General features: G+C 69.2%; 17 protein-coding genes. 9 read left to right on the top strand and 8 right to left on the bottom strand.

The features are described 5' to 3' along the window. Positions 1-180: 180 nt before the first annotated feature. On the bottom strand, positions 181-1,758 hold the full coding sequence (locus tag RZR99_RS14890) for an aldehyde dehydrogenase (NADP(+)) (RefSeq protein WP_323120543.1): 1,578 nt from the start codon (positions 1,756-1,758) through the stop codon (positions 181-183). A 277-nt stretch (positions 1,759-2,035) separates the two neighbouring features. Here RZR99_RS14890 and RZR99_RS14885 point away from each other — a divergent pair, with 277 nt between their 5' ends. The 3 genes from RZR99_RS14885 (at position 2,036) to RZR99_RS14875 (ending at position 5,449) form a co-directional block, all read left to right on the top strand. Beyond that, positions 2,036-3,394, top strand: coding sequence for an MFS transporter (locus RZR99_RS14885; protein WP_323120542.1), 1,359 nt, complete (start codon positions 2,036-2,038; stop codon positions 3,392-3,394). Beyond that, the gene (locus RZR99_RS14880) at positions 3,391-4,488 is read left to right on the top strand and encodes a lactonase family protein (RefSeq protein ID WP_323120541.1); all 1,098 of its coding nucleotides are present in this window, start codon (positions 3,391-3,393) and stop codon (positions 4,486-4,488) included. The genes RZR99_RS14885 and RZR99_RS14880 overlap by 4 nt, the downstream gene beginning before the upstream one ends. Before the next feature lie 220 nt (positions 4,489-4,708). Continuing rightward, positions 4,709-5,449 (top strand): hypothetical protein, encoded by a 741-nt coding sequence (locus tag RZR99_RS14875; RefSeq protein ID WP_407655452.1) that lies wholly within the window; start codon positions 4,709-4,711, stop codon positions 5,447-5,449. A 38-nt stretch (positions 5,450-5,487) separates the two neighbouring features. Here the strand turns inward: RZR99_RS14875 and RZR99_RS14870 are convergent, their stop codons facing one another. Further along, entirely contained in the window at positions 5,488-5,718 is a 231-nt protein-coding gene (locus RZR99_RS14870; protein ID WP_323120539.1) for a type II toxin-antitoxin system Phd/YefM family antitoxin, read from the bottom strand. A gap of 347 nt (positions 5,719-6,065) precedes the next feature. Here RZR99_RS14870 and RZR99_RS14865 point away from each other — a divergent pair, with 347 nt between their 5' ends. Both RZR99_RS14865 and RZR99_RS14860 read left to right on the top strand, forming a co-directional pair. After that, entirely contained in the window at positions 6,066-6,950 is an 885-nt protein-coding gene (locus RZR99_RS14865; protein WP_323120538.1) for a bifunctional helix-turn-helix transcriptional regulator/GNAT family N-acetyltransferase, read from the top strand. Positions 6,951-7,130: 180 nt separating this feature from the next. Then, complete coding sequence (locus RZR99_RS14860; protein WP_323120537.1) at positions 7,131-8,195, top strand: alpha/beta fold hydrolase; 1,065 nt, start codon at positions 7,131-7,133, stop codon at positions 8,193-8,195. Between the two features lie 105 nt (positions 8,196-8,300). Here RZR99_RS14860 and RZR99_RS14855 read toward each other — a convergent pair whose 3' ends face one another. The 5 genes from RZR99_RS14855 to RZR99_RS14835 all read right to left on the bottom strand — a co-directional run bounded on the left by RZR99_RS14855 (position 8,301) and on the right by RZR99_RS14835 (position 13,934). Beyond that, a complete protein-coding gene (locus RZR99_RS14855) occupies positions 8,301-9,509 on the bottom strand; it encodes an acyl-CoA dehydrogenase family protein (protein ID WP_323120536.1) in 1,209 nt (402 codons plus the stop codon). 356 nt (positions 9,510-9,865) lie between these two features. Further along, on the bottom strand, positions 9,866-10,522 hold the full coding sequence (locus tag RZR99_RS14850; RefSeq protein ID WP_323120535.1) for a methionine ABC transporter permease: 657 nt from the start codon (positions 10,520-10,522) through the stop codon (positions 9,866-9,868). Beyond that, positions 10,515-11,687, bottom strand: a complete 1,173-nt coding sequence (locus RZR99_RS14845) for a methionine ABC transporter ATP-binding protein (RefSeq protein WP_323120534.1) — start codon at positions 11,685-11,687, stop codon at positions 10,515-10,517. The genes RZR99_RS14850 and RZR99_RS14845 overlap by 8 nt, the downstream gene beginning before the upstream one ends. A gap of 19 nt (positions 11,688-11,706) precedes the next feature. After that, the gene (locus RZR99_RS14840; RefSeq protein WP_323120533.1) at positions 11,707-13,092 is read right to left on the bottom strand and encodes an LLM class flavin-dependent oxidoreductase; all 1,386 of its coding nucleotides are present in this window, start codon (positions 13,090-13,092) and stop codon (positions 11,707-11,709) included. 11 nt (positions 13,093-13,103) lie between these two features. Next, positions 13,104-13,934, bottom strand: coding sequence for a MetQ/NlpA family ABC transporter substrate-binding protein (locus tag RZR99_RS14835; RefSeq protein WP_323120532.1), 831 nt, complete (start codon positions 13,932-13,934; stop codon positions 13,104-13,106). A gap of 348 nt (positions 13,935-14,282) precedes the next feature. Here RZR99_RS14835 and RZR99_RS14830 point away from each other — a divergent pair, with 348 nt between their 5' ends. Continuing rightward, complete coding sequence (locus RZR99_RS14830; protein ID WP_323120531.1) at positions 14,283-14,897, top strand: spherulation-specific family 4 protein; 615 nt, start codon at positions 14,283-14,285, stop codon at positions 14,895-14,897. Here RZR99_RS14830 and RZR99_RS14825 read toward each other — a convergent pair. Beyond that, positions 14,873-16,015 (bottom strand): hypothetical protein, encoded by a 1,143-nt coding sequence (locus RZR99_RS14825; protein WP_323120530.1) that lies wholly within the window; start codon positions 16,013-16,015, stop codon positions 14,873-14,875. The two genes, RZR99_RS14830 and RZR99_RS14825, sit on opposite strands and share 25 nt — an antisense overlap. A gap of 533 nt (positions 16,016-16,548) precedes the next feature. On the opposite strand from RZR99_RS14825, the gene RZR99_RS14820 reads away from it, so the two are divergent. The 3 genes from RZR99_RS14820 to RZR99_RS14810 all read left to right on the top strand — a co-directional run bounded on the left by RZR99_RS14820 (position 16,549) and on the right by RZR99_RS14810 (position 19,523). Continuing rightward, complete coding sequence (locus tag RZR99_RS14820; protein WP_323120529.1) at positions 16,549-17,460, top strand: LysR family transcriptional regulator; 912 nt, start codon at positions 16,549-16,551, stop codon at positions 17,458-17,460. A 204-nt stretch (positions 17,461-17,664) separates the two neighbouring features. After that, complete coding sequence (locus tag RZR99_RS14815; RefSeq protein WP_323120528.1) at positions 17,665-17,910, top strand: hypothetical protein; 246 nt, start codon at positions 17,665-17,667, stop codon at positions 17,908-17,910. Continuing rightward, complete coding sequence (locus tag RZR99_RS14810; RefSeq protein ID WP_323120527.1) at positions 17,907-19,523, top strand: hypothetical protein; 1,617 nt, start codon at positions 17,907-17,909, stop codon at positions 19,521-19,523. The genes RZR99_RS14815 and RZR99_RS14810 overlap by 4 nt, the downstream gene beginning before the upstream one ends. The last annotated feature ends 85 nt before the right edge of the window (positions 19,524-19,608 follow it).

Raw genomic sequence — 19,608 nt, 5'->3', positions numbered from 1 at the left:
AGAGAATGACGGCCGCCGCGCCGTGACGTAACTGCATGTCATCGTAAGCGCGCCCGGGCGGGCACCCATGCCAATCCGGCATCATTTCCTGCCAGGGCAGCGCGCCGCCCGCGCGACGCCGCTACCGGCTTTCGCGCGCCCCTTGCGCCGAAGCACACGCACGGCGTACCGCCGCGCCGCCTACTCCCACGCGCCGTTGCGCAGCCGGACAAGATCGAGCGGGTTCGCATCCCGCAGGCTGTCGGGCAGCAGTTCGTCCGGAAAATCCTGATAGCAGACCGGGCGCAGGAAGCGCTCGATCGCCGTCGCGCCGACCGAGGTGAAGGCGGCATTGGACGTCGCCGGAAACGGGCCGCCGTGCACCATCGCGTCGCACACCTCCACGCCGGTCGGAAAGCCGTTGACGAGCAGCCGCCCCGCCTTCCGTTCGAGAACCGGCAGCAGCCCGCGCGCGAGCGCGTGATCGTCCGCGTCGATCTGCAGCGTGGCGGTCAGTTGGCCTTCGAGCGCTTCGAGCACGCGCGCGATGTCGCCCAGATCGCGGCAGCGCACGAGCAGCGACGCCGGCCCGAAAACCTCCTCGCCGAGCGCCGGCAGCCGCAGGAAAGTTTCCGCCGCCACGTCGAACAGCGCGCCGCTCGCCGCGCAGCCCTCCTCTCCCGCGCCGCCCGCGCCGAACTGGCGCACGCCCGATTGGCCCGCGAGCCGCGCGCGTCCGTCGCGGTACGCATCCGCGATGCCCGGCGTCAGCATCGTGCCGGCCGCCTTCGTCGCGAGCGCCGCCGCGGCGGCTTCGGCAAAGCGATCCAGATCGGGGCCGTCGAGCGCGAGAACGAGGCCGGGGTTCGTGCAGAACTGGCCGACGCCCATCGTCAGCGAATCGACGAAACCCTGCGCGAGCGCCGCGCCGCGCGCGCGCAACGCGGCCGGAAACACCAGCATCGGATTGATGCTGCTCATCTCCGCATAGACCGGAATCGGCTCGGGCCGCGCGTTCGCCAGCTTCACCAGCGCGAGGCCGCCTTGCCGCGAACCGGTGAACCCCACCGCCCTGATCGCCGGATGACCGACGAGCGCCGCGCCGATCACGCGCCCCGGGCCGATCAGCAGCGAGAACACGCCCGCCGGCATCCCGCAGCGCTCGGCCGCGCGCCGCACCGCCCGCCCGACCAGCTCCGACGTGCCCAGGTGCGCCTCGTGGGCCTTCACGACCACCGGACAGCCGGCCGCGAGCGCCGACGCGGTGTCGCCGCCCGCCACCGAGAACGCCAGCGGAAAATTGCTCGCGCCGAACACGGCCGCCGGGCCGAGCGGGATCTTCCGCAGCCGCAGATCGGCACGCGGCCGCGGCGTGCGCGCCGGCTGCGCCGGATCGATCGACGCGGCCAGCCACCGTCCGTCGCGCACGACCCGCGCGAACATCCGCAACTGGCCGACCGTGCGGCCGCGCTCGCCGGTCAGGCGCGCGAGCGGCAGCCCGGTTTCCGCGTGCGCGCGCTCGAGCAGCGCATCGCCGAGCGCCAGGATCTCGTCGGCGATCGTGTCGAGAAACGCCGCGCGCGCCGCGAGCGGCAGCGCGCGATAGGGATCGAACGCCTGCTGCGCGAGCGCGCACGCACGTTCGACATCGGCCGGCGCGGCCACGCCGAACGCCGGCATCTCGATGGTTTCGCCGCGCGACGGATCGAACGCGCGCAGCGTCCCGGCCGCGCCCATCACCGCGTCGGCGCCGATCAGCATTTCACCTGTCAATTGCATGGATGTACTCCGTGGTTCGAATCAGCCTGTCGATGCTGCATTGTAGCCCAACAGATACGACGACTGACTATTAGACGGAGCTGAGCATCGGATGACGAACGTCGAACCGGCAACGCGGAGCGCCCTCTCCATTTCAATTAACCCCTCAATATTCCGCGCATAGAAAGGGAAAACCCGAGTTCCTCCGGGCGCGTGCGGGTCATTAAACTGGCGCATCTTTGTTGTACGACGACTTACCTTAAACCGCTGACCCGCTGCCTTGCCGCCAGGAACCGCGATGGACATGACCCGCGCCGCCAGTCCGGCCGCCACCGGGAAGCGCACCGCCGTGCGCTACCGGATTCTGCTGATGCTGTTCGTCGTCACGACGCTGAACTACGCGGACCGCGCGACGCTGTCGATCACGGGCACGCCGATCCGCGAAGCGTTCGGCATCGGCGCCGTGCAGATGGGCTACATCTTCTCCGCGTTCGGCTGGGCCTACGTGCTCGCGCAGTTGCCGAGCGGCTGGCTGCTCGACCGCTTCGGCGCACGCCGCGTCTACGGCGCCAGCATCTTCCTGTGGTCGATGTTCACGCTGCTGCAAAGCGCGATCGGCATCGTCGGCGGCACCGCGCTCGCGGTCGCGATGCTGTTCGCGATGCGCTTCGCGGTCGGCATCGCGGAGGCGCCCGCGTTCCCCGCGAACGCGAAGCTCGTCGCGAGCTGGTTCCCGACTTCGGAGCGCGGCACCGCGTCGGCGATCTTCAACTCCGCGCAATACTTCGCGGCCGTGCTGTTCACGCCGCTGATGGCATGGCTCACGCATGCGTACGGCTGGCAGCACGTCTACCTGTGGCTCGGCGCCGCCGGCATCGGGCTCGCGTTCGTGTGGCTCGGCGTCGTCAGGAGTCCCGCCGAACATCGCGGCGTGAACCGCGCGGAGCTCGATCACATCGAGCAGGGCGGCGGCCTCGTCCACATGCGCGGCCGCGCGGCGGGCGAACCCGCGCCGAAGGTCGGCGGCTGGTTCTACGTAAAGCAGCTGCTGACCAACCGGATGATGCTCGGCGTCTATCTCGGCCAGTACTGCATCACCGTGCTCACTTACTTCTTCCTCACCTGGTTTCCGATCTACCTGGTCCAGCAGCGCGGCATGTCGATCCTCACGGCGGGGATGCTGGCGTCGCTGCCCGCGATCTGCGGCTTCCTCGGCGGGCTGCTCGGCGGCATGCTGTCGGACGGGATGATCCGGCGCGGCGTGTCGCTCACGTGGGCGCGCAAGCTGCCGATCATCGGCGGCATGCTGCTGTCGATGACGATCATCGGCTGCAACTATGTCGACAGCGCGACGCTCGTGATCGCGCTGATGGCGCTGTCGTTCTTCGGCAAGGGGGTCGGCTCGCTCGGCTGGGCGGTGGTCGCCGATACCTCGCCGAAGGAAGCGATCGGCCTGTCCGGCGGGCTGTTCAACATGTTCGGCAACACCGCCGGCATCGTCACGCCGATCGTGATCGGCTACCTGGTGGGCGCGACCGGCTCGTTCGACAGCGCGCTGGTCTTCGTCGGCCTGAACGCGCTCGTCACCGTGTTCAGCTACCTCGTGATCGTCGGCGACATCAAGCGCATCACGCTGCGCCATCGGGCGCCGCAATGAGCGCCCTTTCAGTCCGGAAGCGCGCACCGAGCGTTACCGCCCCGGCGTCGGCGCCGCACGGCGCACCCCGCGCGATCGCGCATGCTGTCGTGTCGAACGCGGACAGTCGCGATCTGTCGGTGTTCCGTCTCGATGCGGAGGGCGGCCTCACGCTCGTCGACACCGTGCCCGTCGAAGGCACGGCGATGCCCCTCGCGCTCTCCCCCGAGCGCACCCGGCTCTACGTCGCGCTGCGCTCCACGCCGTACCGCGTGCTGAGCTTCGCGCTGGACCGCCGCAGCGGCGCGCTGCGCCGGCTCGGCGAAGCGCCGCTGCCGGACAGCATGGCGTACCTGTCGACGGACCGGACCGGCCGCTTCCTGTTCGCCGCGTCGTACGGCGGCGGCCTCGTGTCGGTCAATGCGATCGACGCGGACGGCGTGGCGGGCGACGTCCGTCAGGTTGTCGCGACCGGGCCGAAATCGCATTCGATCGTCAGCACGCCGGACAATCGCCACGTCTACGCGGCGGTACTCGGCGACGACGCGTGGCTGCGCTTCGCCTTCGACCCCGTCACGGGACGGCTCGGCGAGCCGGCCGCGCGAACCGTCGCATTGCCCGCGCGGTCCGGCCCTCGGCATGCGGTGTTTTCCGCCGACGGCCGGCTCGCCTACCTGATCGACGAACTGGACGGCGGGCTGCATGTCGTCGCATGCGACGGCGACGCCGCATCGCCCCCTGCCGAGCGCATCGTGCAAACCGTGTCGATCCTCCCCGACGGCTTCGATACGCTCGACGGTCCGTGGGGCGCGGAATTGCGCATGACGCCCGACGGGCGCTTCCTGTATGCGTCCGAGCGCAGGTCGAGCACGCTCGCCGGCTACCGGATCGAACCGGCGACCGGCCATCTCTCGCGCATCGGCACGTGGCCCGCGGAACCTCATCCGCGTGGCTTCGGCATCGATCCGTCCGGACGCTACCTGATCGCGGCGGGCCAGTTGTCGCATCGGCTGCGCGTGTACCGGATCGGCGCGGCCGACGGCGGTCTGACGCCGCTCGGCGTCCACCGCGCGGGAGACAACCCGAACTGGGTGGAGATCGTCGCGATCGATTGATGACGAGGCATACCGCGCCCGGCGCCGCCGCATGACAAAACCGCGACCGGCTATGCGTCCACTTCGCGGAAACGGCGACGCACATCAACGTGTCACATCGCACGCGTCAGATGCCGCCGTACACCTCGTGGTTCATCGTCGCGACTGGCGATTGTCTACACTCGCCTGCGCCTTCTCCTCAACCCGGGAAAAGACCGGCACCGACATGAAAGAACGGCCGATGCTCGAACATGCGCTGCACCCGGTCGAGGATCGCCTGATCCACGTGGACGACCATTGCCGCGCCGATCCTGGCCCCCGCCAATGGGCGCGCTGCCCGCTGTGTCTCGAAGGGCTGCACGTCGTGCAGCTGCGCGACCGCGCCCGCACCCGCCGCTTCGTGCATCTGGCGGGCGACTACGCGCAGTGTCCGCTCGTCAACGACGCGCTGCCGAACCCGCTCGTCGTGCGCGTCGGGCCGCCGCTGAACGCACGCGCGCAACAGCGGCGCGCCCACTTCTTCCGGCATTGGCAGCGGCATCTGTCCACGATCCGGCAAACCGCGTCGACATTCAGCATCGCGCGTTTCATGCGGGTGATCGAACATGCCGACGTGCTGAAGCTGTGGGCATGGCCCACGCTCGCGCAGCACGACATCCCCTACATCCTGCTGGTGCTGGCGGAATTCATCGCCGCGCCGCCGGGCGGACGGGCGGCGATCTGGTCGCGCTTCTGGTTCGACGGCTCGGTGCAGCAGGTCGACGACCTGAGCAAGCCGCGCGGCATGCTGCCGAAGCTGTTCCGGCTGCGCTACCGGCCGCCGCGCAAATCGATGTTCCCGAACGCGCGGCATCTGATCGAATGCCTGCCGGTGCCGATGGAGGACGCGGGCTCGCAGGAGGTGCCGGAGCGGATACCGCGACAGGACGTCGCGGCGTTCGAATCGTTCGCGGCGGGCATGCTGCGCCGCCCGGCCGATTGACGGCCCGGCGCGAACGAGCGTCCGCGCCGGGCCGGCATTCAGGCGACGGGCTCCGGCGTCGGGTCGCGGGTCTCGACGCCGGCAAGGCAGCGGGCAAGCTCCAGATCCTTGAGGCGGCTCGTCAGCGCCACCCACTGCTCGATCGACACCAGGCACGCAACCGGTCTCTGGTGCCGCAAGACGACCAGAGGACGCGCGCCGACGTCGCGCAGCGCCTTCGACGGATTCCTGCTGAGATCACGGGTCGTGATCGCCGATACCCCCTGCATCGACCATTGTTCCATTCCAGCCCTCTCAAGCGGATGTGCATATCGCTTTCGCGCCGGTCCGGGACAGGCTCGGGGCCGAGTCCGACGCGCAGCGAATGCTGTATGGGTTAAGCAACGAGAAGCGGCATGGCGCGCGCGCCGCCGGCGGTCGGATCATGCGGCCCGCATGCAGCCGACTTGCTGTCATGCAGTGAAATAGTCTTGCAGGGAAATGGCAGGCGCGTGTCGGAATGTACTGAGCGGAAAGATTCCCGCCGACGCATCGAAACAGCCGGGCCTCGCGCCGCGACCGCGCTTCCACGCGCACGATCTTGACGCTCCTCCAATGTCTGACTAAAGTCAGACGAATGAACTCGACCGACATTCGGCAAATTCGCCGCTTCAACCGGATCGTGGCCGAAAGCATCGGCGCGATGGACGACAGCTTTCTCGGCCGCGGCCGCCCGATGGGCGAATCCCGCCTGTTGTGGGAGATCGGCGCGGAGGGCGCCACGCTCCGGACGCTACGCGCCCGCCTCGGTCTGGATTCGGGCTATCTCAGCCGCTCGCTCGCATCGCTCGACCAGCAGGGGCTCGTGGCCGTCGAGGCGCTGCCGGACGATCGCAGAGTGCGCCGCGCCAGCCTGACCGAAGCCGGCCGCGCGGAATACGCGGAACTCGAAAGGCGGTCGGATGCCGTTGCCCAGCGGGTGCTCGATCCCTTGAATCCCGAACGACGCGCGCAGCTGGTTGCCGCGATGTCGGAAGTGGAGCGGCTGCTGCAGCCGGCGATGATCCGCTTCGCCGTCGAGGATCCGGGCAGCGACGATGCGCGGCACTGTTTCGAGCAGTACTTCGCGGAGCTCGACGCCCGCTTCGACGCGGGCTTCGATCCGTCGCTCAGCCTGTCCGCGGATCCCCGCGAGTTGACGCCGCCGGAAGGCGCGCTGATCGTGGCGCGGCTCCGCGGCCATGCGCTCGGCTGCGTCGCGCTCAAGTTCCATGCGCACGCGCCGGCCGAACTCAAGCGGATGTGGGTCGGCCCGGAGGCGCGCGGTCTCGGCGTGGGGCGTCGCCTGATCGCGGAAGCGGAAACCCAAGCGCGGCAAATGGGCGCTCGCGCGATCCGGCTGGAAACGAACCGGTCGCTGCGCGAAGCCATCGCCCTCTATCGGCAATGCGGTTATGCCGAGGTCGATGCGTTCAGCGCCGAGCCGTATGCGCATCACTGGTTCGAAAAGCAGCTCACTTGAAGCGCGCGCTGCCACGCCGGCAGCCTGACGGGGTCTCCAAATGTCCGCATATGTATCGAATGTGTGCGGATGGTTCGCCACGATGCGGCGCACGGCCGAATCCCGCCAAATCGCTCAAACGCAATCGTCGAAGTTGGACAAGATAGCGGCTCACCGCTCCCCCTCCACGAGGTGTCCGACATGGCCGATCCGGTTTATCCCCACCCCTCGCGCCGCCGCTTGCTGGGCGCGCTCGCCGCCCTGCCGCCGGTGCTGGCGCTCGGCGGACTCGCCGCTTGCCGCGACGACGCGCCGGCCCATCCGGCCGCGCCCGTGGCGGACCGCCAGGTGGCCGTGGCGCCCGATGTTTCGCTGCATGTCCGCGATTGGGGCCGAACGGGCAACCGCGACGTCATCGTGCTGCTGGGCGGGCTCGGTTCGAATGCGTTCTACTTCGACGGCATGGCCGCCGCGCTCGCATCGCGCTGGCGGGTGCTGGCCGTCAGCCGGCGCGGCTTCGGACAGTCCGGCAAGCCGCTGCCGGACGCCACGCACCGTTACGACACCGATACGCTCGTACAGGATCTGAAGACCGTCCTGGATGCGCTGAACGTGTCGCGCATGGTGCTGGCCGGGCACTCGATCGCCGGCAACGAACTGACGCGGTTCGCGGGCCTCCATCCGGACCGGGTGCGGGGGCTCGCGTATCTCGACACAAGCTTCGACTACACCCTGCCGGACCCCGTGATTCCCGGGCTGCCCGACAACAATCCGGCGTTCCGGCAGCCCGACCCCACCGATGCCGATCGCGCGTCGATCTCCGCGGCCATTGCCTACGCGCGGCGCACGACCAAGAGCTGGTCCGCGCCGCAGGAAGCGAACCTGCGCGACATGCTCGCGGTCGGTCCCGACGGACGGCTGTCATTGAATACGCCGCCGATCGTGTTCGAGACATTCCAGAACACCGCGCACGCCTTCTCGCCGGACTACACGGCCGTCCACGCGCCCGCGCTCGTGATCGCCGCGCTGCCGCACGACGCGCCCGATCTCTATCCGTGGCTGCCCGCGCGGCCGGATCCGCAAACGGCCGCGGACCTCGTCACGATGATCCGCGTGCTGCGCCATTACCGTCTGCTCGACATGGAGCGCCTCGCGAAGGCGGTGCCGACGCGCCGCCAGATCATCTTCGACCGGAGCGCGCACGAAACTTTCATCATCGAGCACGAGGCCGATATCGTGCGGGAAATCAATGCGATCAGGCTCTAACGCGGTACGGCGCGGAGGCAGGCGCTCAGCCGGCCACGTCGTGCCGTACCCGGCGGGAGCGGGACCGTTGCGGGCCGCAGCCGGCCGGCAAACGCTGCCGTCGCCTCAGGTATACAACGACGCCTCCGGCAGCACGCCCGTCAACGCATACCGCCCCACATCGCGCAACCGATAGTCGAGCGGATCGTGCAGCGTATGCGTGCGCGCATTGCGCCAGAAGCGATCGAGTCCGAGCGATGCGGCCGTCGCGCGTGCGCCGCACGCATCGAACAGCGCCTCGCTGACGTCGAGCGCCGCGCGCTGCGCGACGATCTTCGCCTCGGACACCGCGAGCGCGACCTCGGCGCGCGCGTCGGCCGTCAGTGCGTCGTGCAGCGTCCACGCGCCCTGCAGCGCGCGCGCCGCGCGATCGGCCAGCGCTTCGGCCGCGATCGCCTGCACGCGCATTTCGCCGAAGCGCTGCAACGTGTACGGATCGTCCGCCGCGTTCGCGACACCCGAATGCACCCACGGCCGGCCATGCCGGTTCACATAGCCCCGCGCTTCCGCCAGCGCGCCTTGCGCGATGCCGACGAACAGATTCGTGAGCACCAGCTGCGACACCAGCGTGCGCAGCGTCGCACGCGGCGTCGGCGGCTGGGCCGAGCGATGCAGCACCTCGTCCGGTTCGAGCCGCACGCCGTCGAACGACACGCTGCCGCTGTCGGTCTGCCGCTGGCCGATCGGGTCCCAGTCGTCGTGCACGGTGATCCCCGCGCGCGCGGTCGGCACGACCGCGAACACCGGCTTGCCGGTCTCGGGATCGTGCGCGGATACCGTCATCCGCTGCGATCCGCGCGTGCCGGAACAGAACCCCTTCACGCCGTCGAGCCGGTAGCCGCCGTCCGGCGTCGCCCGCGCAATCAGACGGGCATCGAGCGGGTTCACCGCATTGCCCCACCACCATCCGTGCTCGACCGTGCCGCGCAGATAGCGTTCGCGCTGCGCGTCGCTGCCCCACACGTCGACGCTCACGATCTGCAGGCACTGGAAGCCCAGCAGATGCGCGAGCGCGCTATCGACTCGCGCAATCGCACGGATCGCGTGATAGATCGCCGGCCAGCCGACCTCCTGGCCGCCGTACGCGCGCGGCACGGCGAGCGTCAGCAGGCCCGCGCCGGCGATCCAGCTTTTTTCCTGCTCGGCGTGGCCGCCCGCGCGATCGCGCTGCGGCGCGCTCGCGCGCAGCGCATCGAGCAGCGCCGCCAGCGTGCGCGGCGGCGCCGGGGAATCGACATCGGCCGTCAGCGCGGCCGGCGCGCGTGGATCGTTCATGCGGCGTTCTCCAGCGTAGCGGACGCGGCTGCCGATGCGACCGCCGCGCCCAGGGTTCGGCGGCTCGGTGAATGCCTCGGCATCCCGTTCCGCCCGTTGTTGAAAATCGTCCGATCGCGACGGATCGCAACGCCGGCCGACCGCACGCTCGACCGGCCGCGCGACGCTCCTCTCGTGGCGTCGCCCGGGCAGGCCCCCGGCGGCGCGCAACGGTGAGCTTTTCCAGGAACGCGCACGCATGCCGCCGCACGCGCCCGACACGCTGCGCTTCGCGCGGCAAACGCCGCATTTCGCCCGTCTCGAGATCAACCGTCATCGCACCGCGTCGTGTTGCGTTGCCGGCGCGGCACCGACACTCAGGTTCGCCGGATCAGGCGCCGCACCAGACGGTCGCCCGTGAACTGCACGGCGCTCACGAGCACGATCAGGATCGCGATCACGGTGGCCATCACCGTCGTGTCGAAACGCTGGTAGCCGTAGCGGATCGCCAGATCGCCGAGCCCGCCCGCGCCCACCGCGCCCGCCATCGCGGTCGAGCCGATCAGCGCGACCACCGTGATCGTGAAGCCGCCCAGCATGCCGGGCAACGCCTCCGGCAACAGCACGTGCCGGACGATGTGACGGCGTTCGGCACCCATCGCCTGGGCCGCCTCGATCAGCCCGCGATCGACTTCGCGCAGGCTCACTTCGGCGATGCGCGCGAAGAACGGAATCGCGGCGATCGACAGCGGCACGATCGCCGCCCACACGCCGATCGTCGTGCCGATCAGGCATCGCGTCAACGGCAGCAGCGCGACCAGCAGGATGATGAACGGGGTCGAGCGGAACGCGTTGACCAGCGCGCCGAGCGGCGCATTCAGTCCGCGCCGTTCGTAGATGCCGCCCGGCGCGGTCGTGACGAGCACGAGGGCGAGGGGCACGCCGATCAGCGCGGCGGCCGTCGCGGACGCGGCAACCATCCACACCGTGTCGCGGATCGCGTCGGCCAGTTCGGGCAGCCACAGTTCAAACATAGCCCAGCACCTCCACGCGGCCGGCATGCCGCCGCGCGCCGTCCAGCAGCGCGGCGATCCGCTCGGGCGATGCGGCGTCGCGCGCGGCAAGCGACGCCGCGAGCACGAGCCGCCCTTGCGAGCGCCCCTGAATCCGGTCGAGCCCGCCATGCACGAAACGCACGGCGACGCCCGCCGCCGCGCCGAGCGCCGCCGTCAGCGCGCCGAGATCCGGCTCGCCCGCTTCCGCGCCGGTATAACGCACCTCCAGCAGCAGCTGCGCGCCGGCGGGCAGCGACGCCGGCTCCGGCAACGGCCGCACCCGCGCCGCGAGATCGGCGGGCAAATCGCGCACGAGCGTGCGCAGCAGCGCGCGCGTCGCGCCGTGCCCGGGCTCGCCGAACACGCGCCATACCGGCCCGGTCTCGACCACCTCGCCGTGCTCGATCACCGCGACCGTATCGCACACCGCGCGGATCACTTCCATCTCGTGCGTGATCAAGACGATCGTCAGCCCGAGGCGCCGGTTGATGTCCGCCAGCAGCGCCAGAATCGACTGCGTGGTTTCCGGATCGAGCGCGGACGTCGCTTCGTCGCACAGCAGGATGTCGGGATCGTGGACCAGCGCGCGCGCAATGCCGACCCGCTGCTTCTGCCCGCCGGACAGGCTGGCCGGATACGCGTCGCGCTTCCCGGTCAGCCCGACCAGTTCCAGCTGCGCCGCGACCCTGCGCGCGCGTTCCGCCTTGCGCACGCCCGCGATCTTCAGCGGCAGGCCGATGTTCTCGCCCACCGTCTTCGCCGACAGCAGGTTGAAATGCTGGAACACCATGCCAGTGCGGCGGCGCAGCGCCACGAGCGCGCCGCGTTCGAGCGCGCCGACGTCCGCGCCGTTCACGCGCACCCTGCCCGACGACGGCGTTTCCAGCCCGTTGATGAGCCGCAGCAGCGTCGACTTGCCCGCGCCGCTGCGGCCGATGATGCCGAACACCTCGCCGCGCGCGACGTCGAGCGTCACGTCGCGCAACGCGACGCTAGGCCCGTGCGGGCCGCCGAACGTCTTGCCCGCCTGCTCGAACGATACGGCCGACGCGCTCGGCAGCGCCGCGCGATCGCCGAGGCCGGCGGCCGCGCCGGCCGCCGCCGAACGCTCGATGAAACCGGGAGAATCAAGCCATTGCGCCATCGGATCGCCTCGCCGCACGTCAAGCCTGGATCGCGGCCGCCGGCCGGTGCAGCGCGCCCGCGTGCCGCGCGGGCAGCCGCCCGCCCGCGCCGAACAACTTGCCGCGCAAGGTCGGTTCGGACGCGTAGTCCTCCTTGTAGCGCCCCCGGTTCTGCAGTTCCGGGACCACCCAGTCGACAAAATCCTCGAACGATTCGGGCATCACCGTCCGCGTGAGGTTGAAGCCGTCGATGCCTGTTTCGTCGATCCACGCGGCCAGTTCGTCGGCGACCTGCGAGGGCGACCCGACCACCGGGTGATAGCGACCGCCGAGCGACATCTGTTCGAGCATGCGCCGGACCGTCCACGCGCCCGTCGTACTCTTCTTCGAGATCGCATCGACTGCCGACTGGATCGAATCGGTCTTCACATACGAGATCGGGTCGTCGAGACCGTAGCGCGAGAAGTCGATGCCGGTGGAGCTGGCGAAGTGCGCGAGTCCCGCCTCCGGATTCGCGTAGCGCCGGTACTCGTCGAATTTCTCGCGCGCGAGACGCTCGGTCTCGGCCGTGACGACCGTGATGCCCGCGAAGATCCTGATCGACGCCGGATCGCGGCCGATGCGCGCCGCCGCCGCGCGGATGTCGGTGACCGCCGCGCGCGCGGCCGCCTTGCTCTGGCCGTTCACGAACACGCACTCGGCATGCTTCGCCGCGAACTCGACGCCGCGCGCCGACGAGCCCGCCTGGTACAGCACCGGCGTGCGCTGCGGCGACGGCTCGCTCAGATGGATCGCATCGACCGAGTAGTACGGACCGTCATGCCGCACGCGCCGCACCTTGCCGGGCTGCGCGAACACGCGCGCCTGCGCGTCGCGAATCACCGCGTCGTCGTCCCAGCTCTGCTCCCACAGCTTGTAGACGACGTCCATGTAGTCGTCGGCGCGCTCGTAGCGGTCGTCGTGCGCGATCTGCTGCGCGAGGCCCATGCCGCGCGCCGCGCTGTCGAGATAGCCGGTGACGATGTTCCAGCCGACCCGCCCCTTGGTCAGGTGATCGAGCGTCGACATCCGCCGCGCGAACAGGTAGGGCGGCTCGTAGGTCAGGTTCGCGGTCACGCCGAAGCCGAGGTGCCGCGTGACCTGCGCCATCGCCGGCACGAGCAGCAGCGGATCGTTGACCGGCACCTGCACCGATTCGCGCAGCGCCGTGTCCGCGCTGCCCTGGAACACGTCGTACACGCCGACGATGTCGGCCAGAAAGATCCCGTCGAACTTGCCGCGCTCCAGCGTGCGCGCGAGATCGGCCCAGTAGTCGAGATCGGTGTAATGCGCGGAACGGTCGCGCGGATGCGCCCACAGTCCATGATTGATGTGGCCGACGCAATTCATGTTGAACGCGTTGAGCAGGATCTGCTTGTTCGCCATCGCCGCCTCCGTTACCAGGTGACGGCGTACAGCGTGCCGAACGCCTGGTCGAGCGCCCGGCGCACCGCCGGCGACTGCTGGTAGATCGCGATGAACTTGCGGATGCGCGGATCGTTCGCGCTGTCCGGGCGCACCACCCACTGGATCGCGAAATTCTTGTTCTCGGTGCCGTCGAACAGCAGCGCGCTGTTCGGATCGGTGGTGCCGGCCAGCTTGATGAAGCTCGGGTAGCCCTGCGCGAGATCGACGTCGTCGAGCGAGCGCGCGAGCTGCGACGCTTCGAGCTGCACTATCTTCAGATGCTTCGGATTCGCGACGATGTCGAGCGTCGTCGCGCGGTAGTCGGCGCCCGGCTTCAGCGTGATGAGCCCGGCGCGCTGCAGCAGCAACAGCCCGCGCCCGCCGTTGACGGGGTCGTTCGCGATCGCGACCGTCGCGCCGTCCTTCAGTTGATCGAAGCGCTTCACCTTCTTCGAGTAGAGGCCGATCTTCATGATCGTGCCGGGCGCGATTGCGACGAAGTCGTAGCCGCCCTGCCGTTTCGCGTTCTCGAGGAACGGGAGGTGCTGGAAGTAATTGACGTCGATGTCCTTGTTCGCGAGCGCCGCGTTCGGCGTATTCCAATCGGTGAACTCGATGATCTTCACGTCGAGGCCCTGCGCCTTCGCTTCCTTCGCGGCGATCTTCAGCGCGTCGATCTGCGGACTCGTGGCGATGCCGACCTTGAGCGGCGCGGGGTCGGCGTGCGCGGCCGGCGCGACGAGCGCCATGCCGAGCAGCGCGGCCGCGATCGCGCGCGCGGCGCGCCGGACAGGGTCCGCCAGGGAAAAACGATGCCGCATGGGAAGCACTCTCTTCAGGAATGAACGATGCCGGAGGATGACCGCGGCCGCGATGCGCGTGGCGCATCGATGCGGCGTCGCGAGGGAAAGGGTTCCGGTCGATGATAGGACCGCGCGGCGGCGGCGGTCTACGAAGCGATTTTGCAAAGTAAATCGCGGCGCGCGATATAGCGGCACGGCGCGCACCGCTCGACCCGCGACCGCGCGGCGGCGCGCTCGCCCCCATTGTTCCGCCCGGGAAAAACGGCTATTTCTCTCGCATCGGCGCCCCCGCGCCGGCATCGCCTGTCTGTTCGTTGTGCCATTCGATTTCCGGGTCCGGCGACCCGCCGAATCAATGAGGTCCACATGAACGAGTCGACTCATGCGACGGCTGTACGGCTTGCCCGCGCGGCCCCGATCGATCCCCCCGGGCGCGATGCACGCGCACCACGGCGCCGCGCGGACCGGGCCGCCTCGCGATGGCGCCCGTTGCTGGCGGCCGCGCTCTGCGCGTGCGGCATCGCCCGGGCCGCCGATCTCGTCGTGCCCGCGTACTGCTATCCGTCAGGCGCCGGCGCCACGGCCTCGCGCACCTTCGCCGCCAACGCGCCGTCCGTCCGGCTGACCGCGATCCTCAATCCGGACAGCGGCCCCGGCAGCGCGGCCGATCCGGCCTACACGGCGGCGGTGGCGGCGCTGCGCGCGGCGGGCGGCAAGGTGATCGCCTACGTGCATACGTCCTACGGCCAGCGGCCGCTATCGGCGGTGACGCGCGGCATCCATGCGCGCGAAGACGATTTCGGCACGCCCGCCCGCGCAGGTTCGCCGGATGAGCCGGATGCGCTCTTCCGCGCTCCGCCCCGTATCGCTCATCCGGCCCGCGCCGGTCTGCCCGCCGTCCCTGCGGCGAAGGCTCGCCGATCCGTGCGCCCCCCGAGCGCCGCCGTGCGCGACGGCTACGCCGGATGCGCCGACGTGTAGCTCCGGTAAGCCGCGTACGCGGCTTTCTTCGTCGTGCCGTCGGCCTGCATGATCCCCCAGTTCATCGCGAGCGTTTCGCCCTGGTCGGCCGGGTTCGGAAACAGCGCATAGAAAGACGCGGCGGCGATGTTGTACTGGGTCCGGTGGGTCCGCCATACGTCGAACTGGCTCGTCAGGTATTGCGCCTGGTTCGCCGCGGTATCCCAGGTGCCGAACTCGGACACGATGAGCGGCTTGCCGGGCATCACGACGTTCAGCTGCTGCAGCACGTTCACGAACTGGTTCGTGTGCGTCGACGGCCCGGCCGCGAGGACGTCGTTCTCGCCGGCATACCAGTGCACGCCCATGAAATCGAGCGCGATCGGCGGCTGCGTCGTCGCGCCGGCGATGTCCTTGCCGTTGTACAGCATGTCCGCGACGACGTAGCTGTACGCGACCCCCGATGCGTAGCCGCATTTCGCGGCCGGTATCACCGTCTTGATCCCCGTGCTCATGCCTGCCGTCCAGCCGCGCATCGCCTCGATCGCGGCGGGAACGTAGTCGGTCGGAACGGACCCGTCGACGGGCTTCCCGTCGACCGGATTCGGCGTGGTCCATCCCGGATAATCGACCCGGCAGGTGATGTCGACTTCATTGCCGCATTCGAAGTAGCTGCAGTATCCGTTCAACGCCCGGGCAATGCCGCTGCCGAGCGTCCACGCGGCGCTGTAGTTGGCCGCATAGGACTGGGTAACGTCGACGCCCATGTCGATGACGACCAGCGGCGCGATGCCGTTCGCGGCGAACAGCTTCAGGAACGGCACCAGCGCCGACGCCGCCGTCGGATCGGCGACGTTGGTGCGCACCCACTGCACGCCGAGATTCTTGAACGTGCTGACGTAGGTCGACGTCGTCCACGCCGGCACCGGCGCGTAGTCGTATGTCAGGTGCGCATTGATGCCGTAGAACGGCAGCGATGCCGACGCCGCTGCCGCCTGCCGTCTCAGGCTGTCGTCCACCGCGGCCGTCGAAGCGGCATTGGATGAAACACTCGGCTGACCGTCGCCGCCGCAGGCGGTCAGCATCCGTGACGCCCCGACCGCGCTCACGGTCAATAGGAACTGCCTTCGCGTTGCCATGATTTACCCCCGTCCGTCAAATCATGCAGATCGAATGTCGCCGGAAAAAACCGGCCCCCGGTCCCGTTGAAGGGATCGACTCGACGTACCCCGGATACGTCGATCTGAATATTATTTTTGGATCGGGAGAAGTAAATGGGACGATGACCCCGAGACGTCCTAGATCGCGCGGAGTCGCCTGAAACGAACGTCGGACCCGGCACCCGGATCGGACCTACGTCCAGCTGTCTGCCGGCATGCAAGCGGCCGCGATGGGCATCGGCGACAGGCGTTCATTCGGGATATCGCCGACGGGAAAACGCGCATGCGCCGCCGTCATTCGCAACATCGAGTCGCGAATGACCGGGAAGCACCGCGATTTCATCGGGATTCGCGGGGGTGCCCGGCTTGCGCGACGCGCGCGGCCGTCGCCGGCGCCCGCCGCGCGCAGTACCATCGAAGCCGGACGCACCGGCCCGTCCCCACCACCCGACGCCGCGACGCGTCGACAAACGCCGTCCGGCGGCGAACCGCGCGGCCGCGAGAGAGACGAAGTGAACCTGAGATTCCTGGAAACCTTCATATGGGTCGCCACGCTGCGCAGTTTCAGCCTGGCGGCCGACAAGCTCAACACCACGCAGGCGGCGGTATCGAGCCGCATCTCCGCGCTCGAGGACGATCTCGGCACGAAGCTGTTCACGCGCGACCCGAAGGGGATCGCGCTCACGCAGGCGGGCGAGCGCGTGCTGAAGCACGCCGAACAGGTCAGCACATCGATCGCGCAACTGCGCGCGTCGCTGCGCGACGACACGCTGGCGTTCGGCAACATCCGCATGGGGGCGATGGAAAGCGCGATCCATTCGTGGTTCATCGACTTCGTCACCGACGTCGCGTCGCGCTATCCCAACCTCGACATCGAGATCGTGTCGGACACGGCGCTCAATCTCAACGAGAAGCTGCGCCGCGGCATGCTCGACATCGTGATCCAGACCGACATGCTGCGCGACGAGACGATCCGCAGCCTCGAACTGATGACGCTGCCGCTCGGCTGGATCGCCACGCCGGAGTTGACCCGCCGGCACGCGGGCGACACCCTGCGCACGCTCGGGCACGCGCGGCTCATCACGTTCTCCCGCCATTCCCGCCCTCACCAGGATCTGCTGCGGCTGATGCAGTCGCACGGCATCGGCGACGCGAAGGTGTGCTGCGTGAATTCCGTCACAGCGATGATCCGGCTCACGCAGGCCGGATTCGGCATTGCCGCGATGCCGGCGGCCTTCGTGCCGGATCTGCTCGACCGGGATGCGCTGCGTATCCTCGACGTGCGCGACACGCCGCCGCCGATGCCGTTCGTGATCGCGTGGCGCGCGGGCGCCGACTGGTCCGAGCGGCTCGTCGCGCTCGCGCTCGAATCGACGCACCGCTATCAGGAGCGGCTCGCGTGCCGGCGCGACCTGCGCGTTTAGTTTCGATAACGAAACATGCTGCACCCGCGCATGCGATTTTCTTGTCCGGCGGATTTATTTTTCTTGTTAGACCGGCCTTCCCCCCTTCCATTACAAATGAACGGGTTCCGCGCGACCGGCACGGAACATCCATAGCCGGGGCGCGGCGGGACACGCGACGCAGGCGGCACCGCACCCGGCAGACGATCGTTCATAGGGGGTTCCATGTCGAAACACAAGCTGATGCTAGCCGCGCTCGCCGTCGCCAGCACAACGGCGTTCGCCCAATACGACGGCGCGTACTACACCTGGCGCGACGGCAGCCAGACCGCGTGCGCGCCCACCGCGCCCAACCCGGCGTGGCAGCGCGTCGACGGACCGTACTTCGACGGCGACTGCACGCGGCGGCTGCCGGCGCGTCCGGCGCAATCGGCGCCCGCCGGCGCGTCCGCCGGGAGGACCAACGGATGAACCGCCTCCCGCTCGCCACCGCCGCCTACGTCGCCGCCCTGCTGCTGAACGGATGCGGCGGCGACACCAGCTCGCCCGCCGCCGTCACCGCGCAGACCGCGCCGACCACCCCCGCCGCGACACCGGCTTCACCCGCCACGCCCGCCAGCGCGCCGCTCGACCCGCCGGCCGCGCTGATCCCGCCGGCCGGCGCGACGAACCCGCCCGCGCCGACGCGCGCGGCCTACGCGGGCTGCATGAACACCGGCATCGCGCTGTCCTACGAGGAGCAGCGGCTCGTCAACACGCTGCCGGGCGTGAGCACGCCGTTCGCGGATCAGATCCTCGCCGCGTCGGGTTTCGACCGCTTCGGGCCGAACTTCGCGACGCAGCTCTGCACGGACGGTGCGATCAAGTCGTTCGCCGATGCGGTGCGCACGGTGAAGATCGCGGGCGAAACGCTCTGGAACGCGGCGGTCGACCGCGTGCAGGGACGCAAGGTGTCCGGCACGCTGCCGCAAAGCGACGACCGGATGCTGTACTGGGCACGCCTGAAGATGACGCAGGCGTTGCGGCAGTGGGTGCCCCAGGCGACGCTCACGTCGCTCGAGCGCGCCCAGCTCCAGTGGGTGCTCGAACGGGCATCGCGCGGCCAGTACGCGCTGCAGTTCCCGGCCGGTCCGGGCGTGAGGCGGATCGTGATCAGCGGCTTCGATCCGTTCACGCTCGGCACGCCCGGCGCCGCGCGCGCGTCGACCAACATCCGGATCGGCAATCCGTCGGGCGCGATCGCGCTGGCGCTCGCCAACCGGCGGATCGCGCTCGCGGACGGTTCGACCGCGGTCATTCAGACCTATCTGCTGCCGGTGAACTACAACCCGTTCCGCAAGGGCATGCAGGAGCACACGCTCGCGCCGTTCTTCATCGGCAACGAGCGGGTCGACGCGTCGATCACGATGAGCCAGGGCGGCCCCGGCGCATTCTGGATCGAGAACTGGCACGGCCGCTATCACGCGGCGGCGTTCGCGGACAACCTCGGCACGACGATCGGCGATCCGTTCGGCGATCCGATGCTGCCGGCGATGCAGGATGCCGACATCTACCCGCCCGACGACGTGCTCGGCTACGATCCGCAACCCTGGCAGCGCGATCAGCCCGCCCAGTACACGACCACCACGCTGCCGGTCGCGAGCATCATCGCGGGCAATTCGGGCGCGGCCGTCACGGTCCCCGGCGCGTCGAAGCCGGGCGGCTATGGCGTGATCTGGCATACGAACCATTCGGATTTCGCGGATTGCGGCACGGCGTCGGTCACGTCGTTCAACGACGACACGGAGACGCAGCCCTATCCGCCGACGTCCGCGCCGGTGCCGCCCGCGGCAACGTCGTGTGCGTATGAAGGCGGGGGCGGCAATTACCTGTCGAACGAAAGCGGCTATCGCAACACGCTGCTGCGCGATACGCTCAATCCGCAGCGCTCGATCTTCGCGGGTCACCTGCACGTGCCGGTGATGACCTACTTCTCGAACGGCGACAACGCGAAACTCACCGACAGTTTGTTCGAATCGTATCGGGATACGATCGTGCAGCAGGCGAGCCGGATCGTGACGACTATCGCGGGGGCGATTCGGTGATTGGTTGGCGCGGGACATTCAGCTGAGATTTTCGGAGAGCGGGATATATTTGTTCGGGTTGCGGCCAACCATGATCGGGCGTGGT

Source organism: Burkholderia alba (assembly GCF_034721475.1).
Lineage (GTDB): Bacteria > Pseudomonadota > Gammaproteobacteria > Burkholderiales > Burkholderiaceae > Burkholderia > Burkholderia alba.
The sequence above is the reverse complement of the archived record's forward strand: the minus strand, read 5'-3'. Positions and strand labels throughout refer to the sequence as shown.

Coding starts and splice junctions, on each gene's coding strand:
- RZR99_RS14825 (WP_323120530.1), bottom strand. CDS start 16,015: ATGGCAACGCGAAGGCAGTTCCTATTGACCGTGAGCGCGGTCGGGGCG.
- RZR99_RS14885 (WP_323120542.1), top strand. CDS start 2,036: ATGGACATGACCCGCGCCGCCAGTCCGGCCGCCACCGGGAAGCGCACC.
- RZR99_RS14815 (WP_323120528.1), top strand. CDS start 17,665: ATGTCGAAACACAAGCTGATGCTAGCCGCGCTCGCCGTCGCCAGCACA.
- RZR99_RS14850 (WP_323120535.1), bottom strand. CDS start 10,522: ATGTTTGAACTGTGGCTGCCCGAACTGGCCGACGCGATCCGCGACACG.
- RZR99_RS14840 (WP_323120533.1), bottom strand. CDS start 13,092: ATGGCGAACAAGCAGATCCTGCTCAACGCGTTCAACATGAATTGCGTC.
- RZR99_RS14890 (WP_323120543.1), bottom strand. CDS start 1,758: ATGCAATTGACAGGTGAAATGCTGATCGGCGCCGACGCGGTGATGGGC.
- RZR99_RS14830 (WP_323120531.1), top strand. CDS start 14,283: ATGAACGAGTCGACTCATGCGACGGCTGTACGGCTTGCCCGCGCGGCC.
- RZR99_RS14870 (WP_323120539.1), bottom strand. CDS start 5,718: ATGCAGGGGGTATCGGCGATCACGACCCGTGATCTCAGCAGGAATCCG.
- RZR99_RS14810 (WP_323120527.1), top strand. CDS start 17,907: ATGAACCGCCTCCCGCTCGCCACCGCCGCCTACGTCGCCGCCCTGCTG.
- RZR99_RS14880 (WP_323120541.1), top strand. CDS start 3,391: ATGAGCGCCCTTTCAGTCCGGAAGCGCGCACCGAGCGTTACCGCCCCG.
- RZR99_RS14845 (WP_323120534.1), bottom strand. CDS start 11,687: ATGGCGCAATGGCTTGATTCTCCCGGTTTCATCGAGCGTTCGGCGGCG.
- RZR99_RS14875 (WP_407655452.1), top strand. CDS start 4,709: ATGCTCGAACATGCGCTGCACCCGGTCGAGGATCGCCTGATCCACGTG.
- RZR99_RS14835 (WP_323120532.1), bottom strand. CDS start 13,934: ATGCGGCATCGTTTTTCCCTGGCGGACCCTGTCCGGCGCGCCGCGCGC.
- RZR99_RS14855 (WP_323120536.1), bottom strand. CDS start 9,509: ATGAACGATCCACGCGCGCCGGCCGCGCTGACGGCCGATGTCGATTCC.
- RZR99_RS14860 (WP_323120537.1), top strand. CDS start 7,131: ATGGCCGATCCGGTTTATCCCCACCCCTCGCGCCGCCGCTTGCTGGGC.
- RZR99_RS14865 (WP_323120538.1), top strand. CDS start 6,066: ATGAACTCGACCGACATTCGGCAAATTCGCCGCTTCAACCGGATCGTG.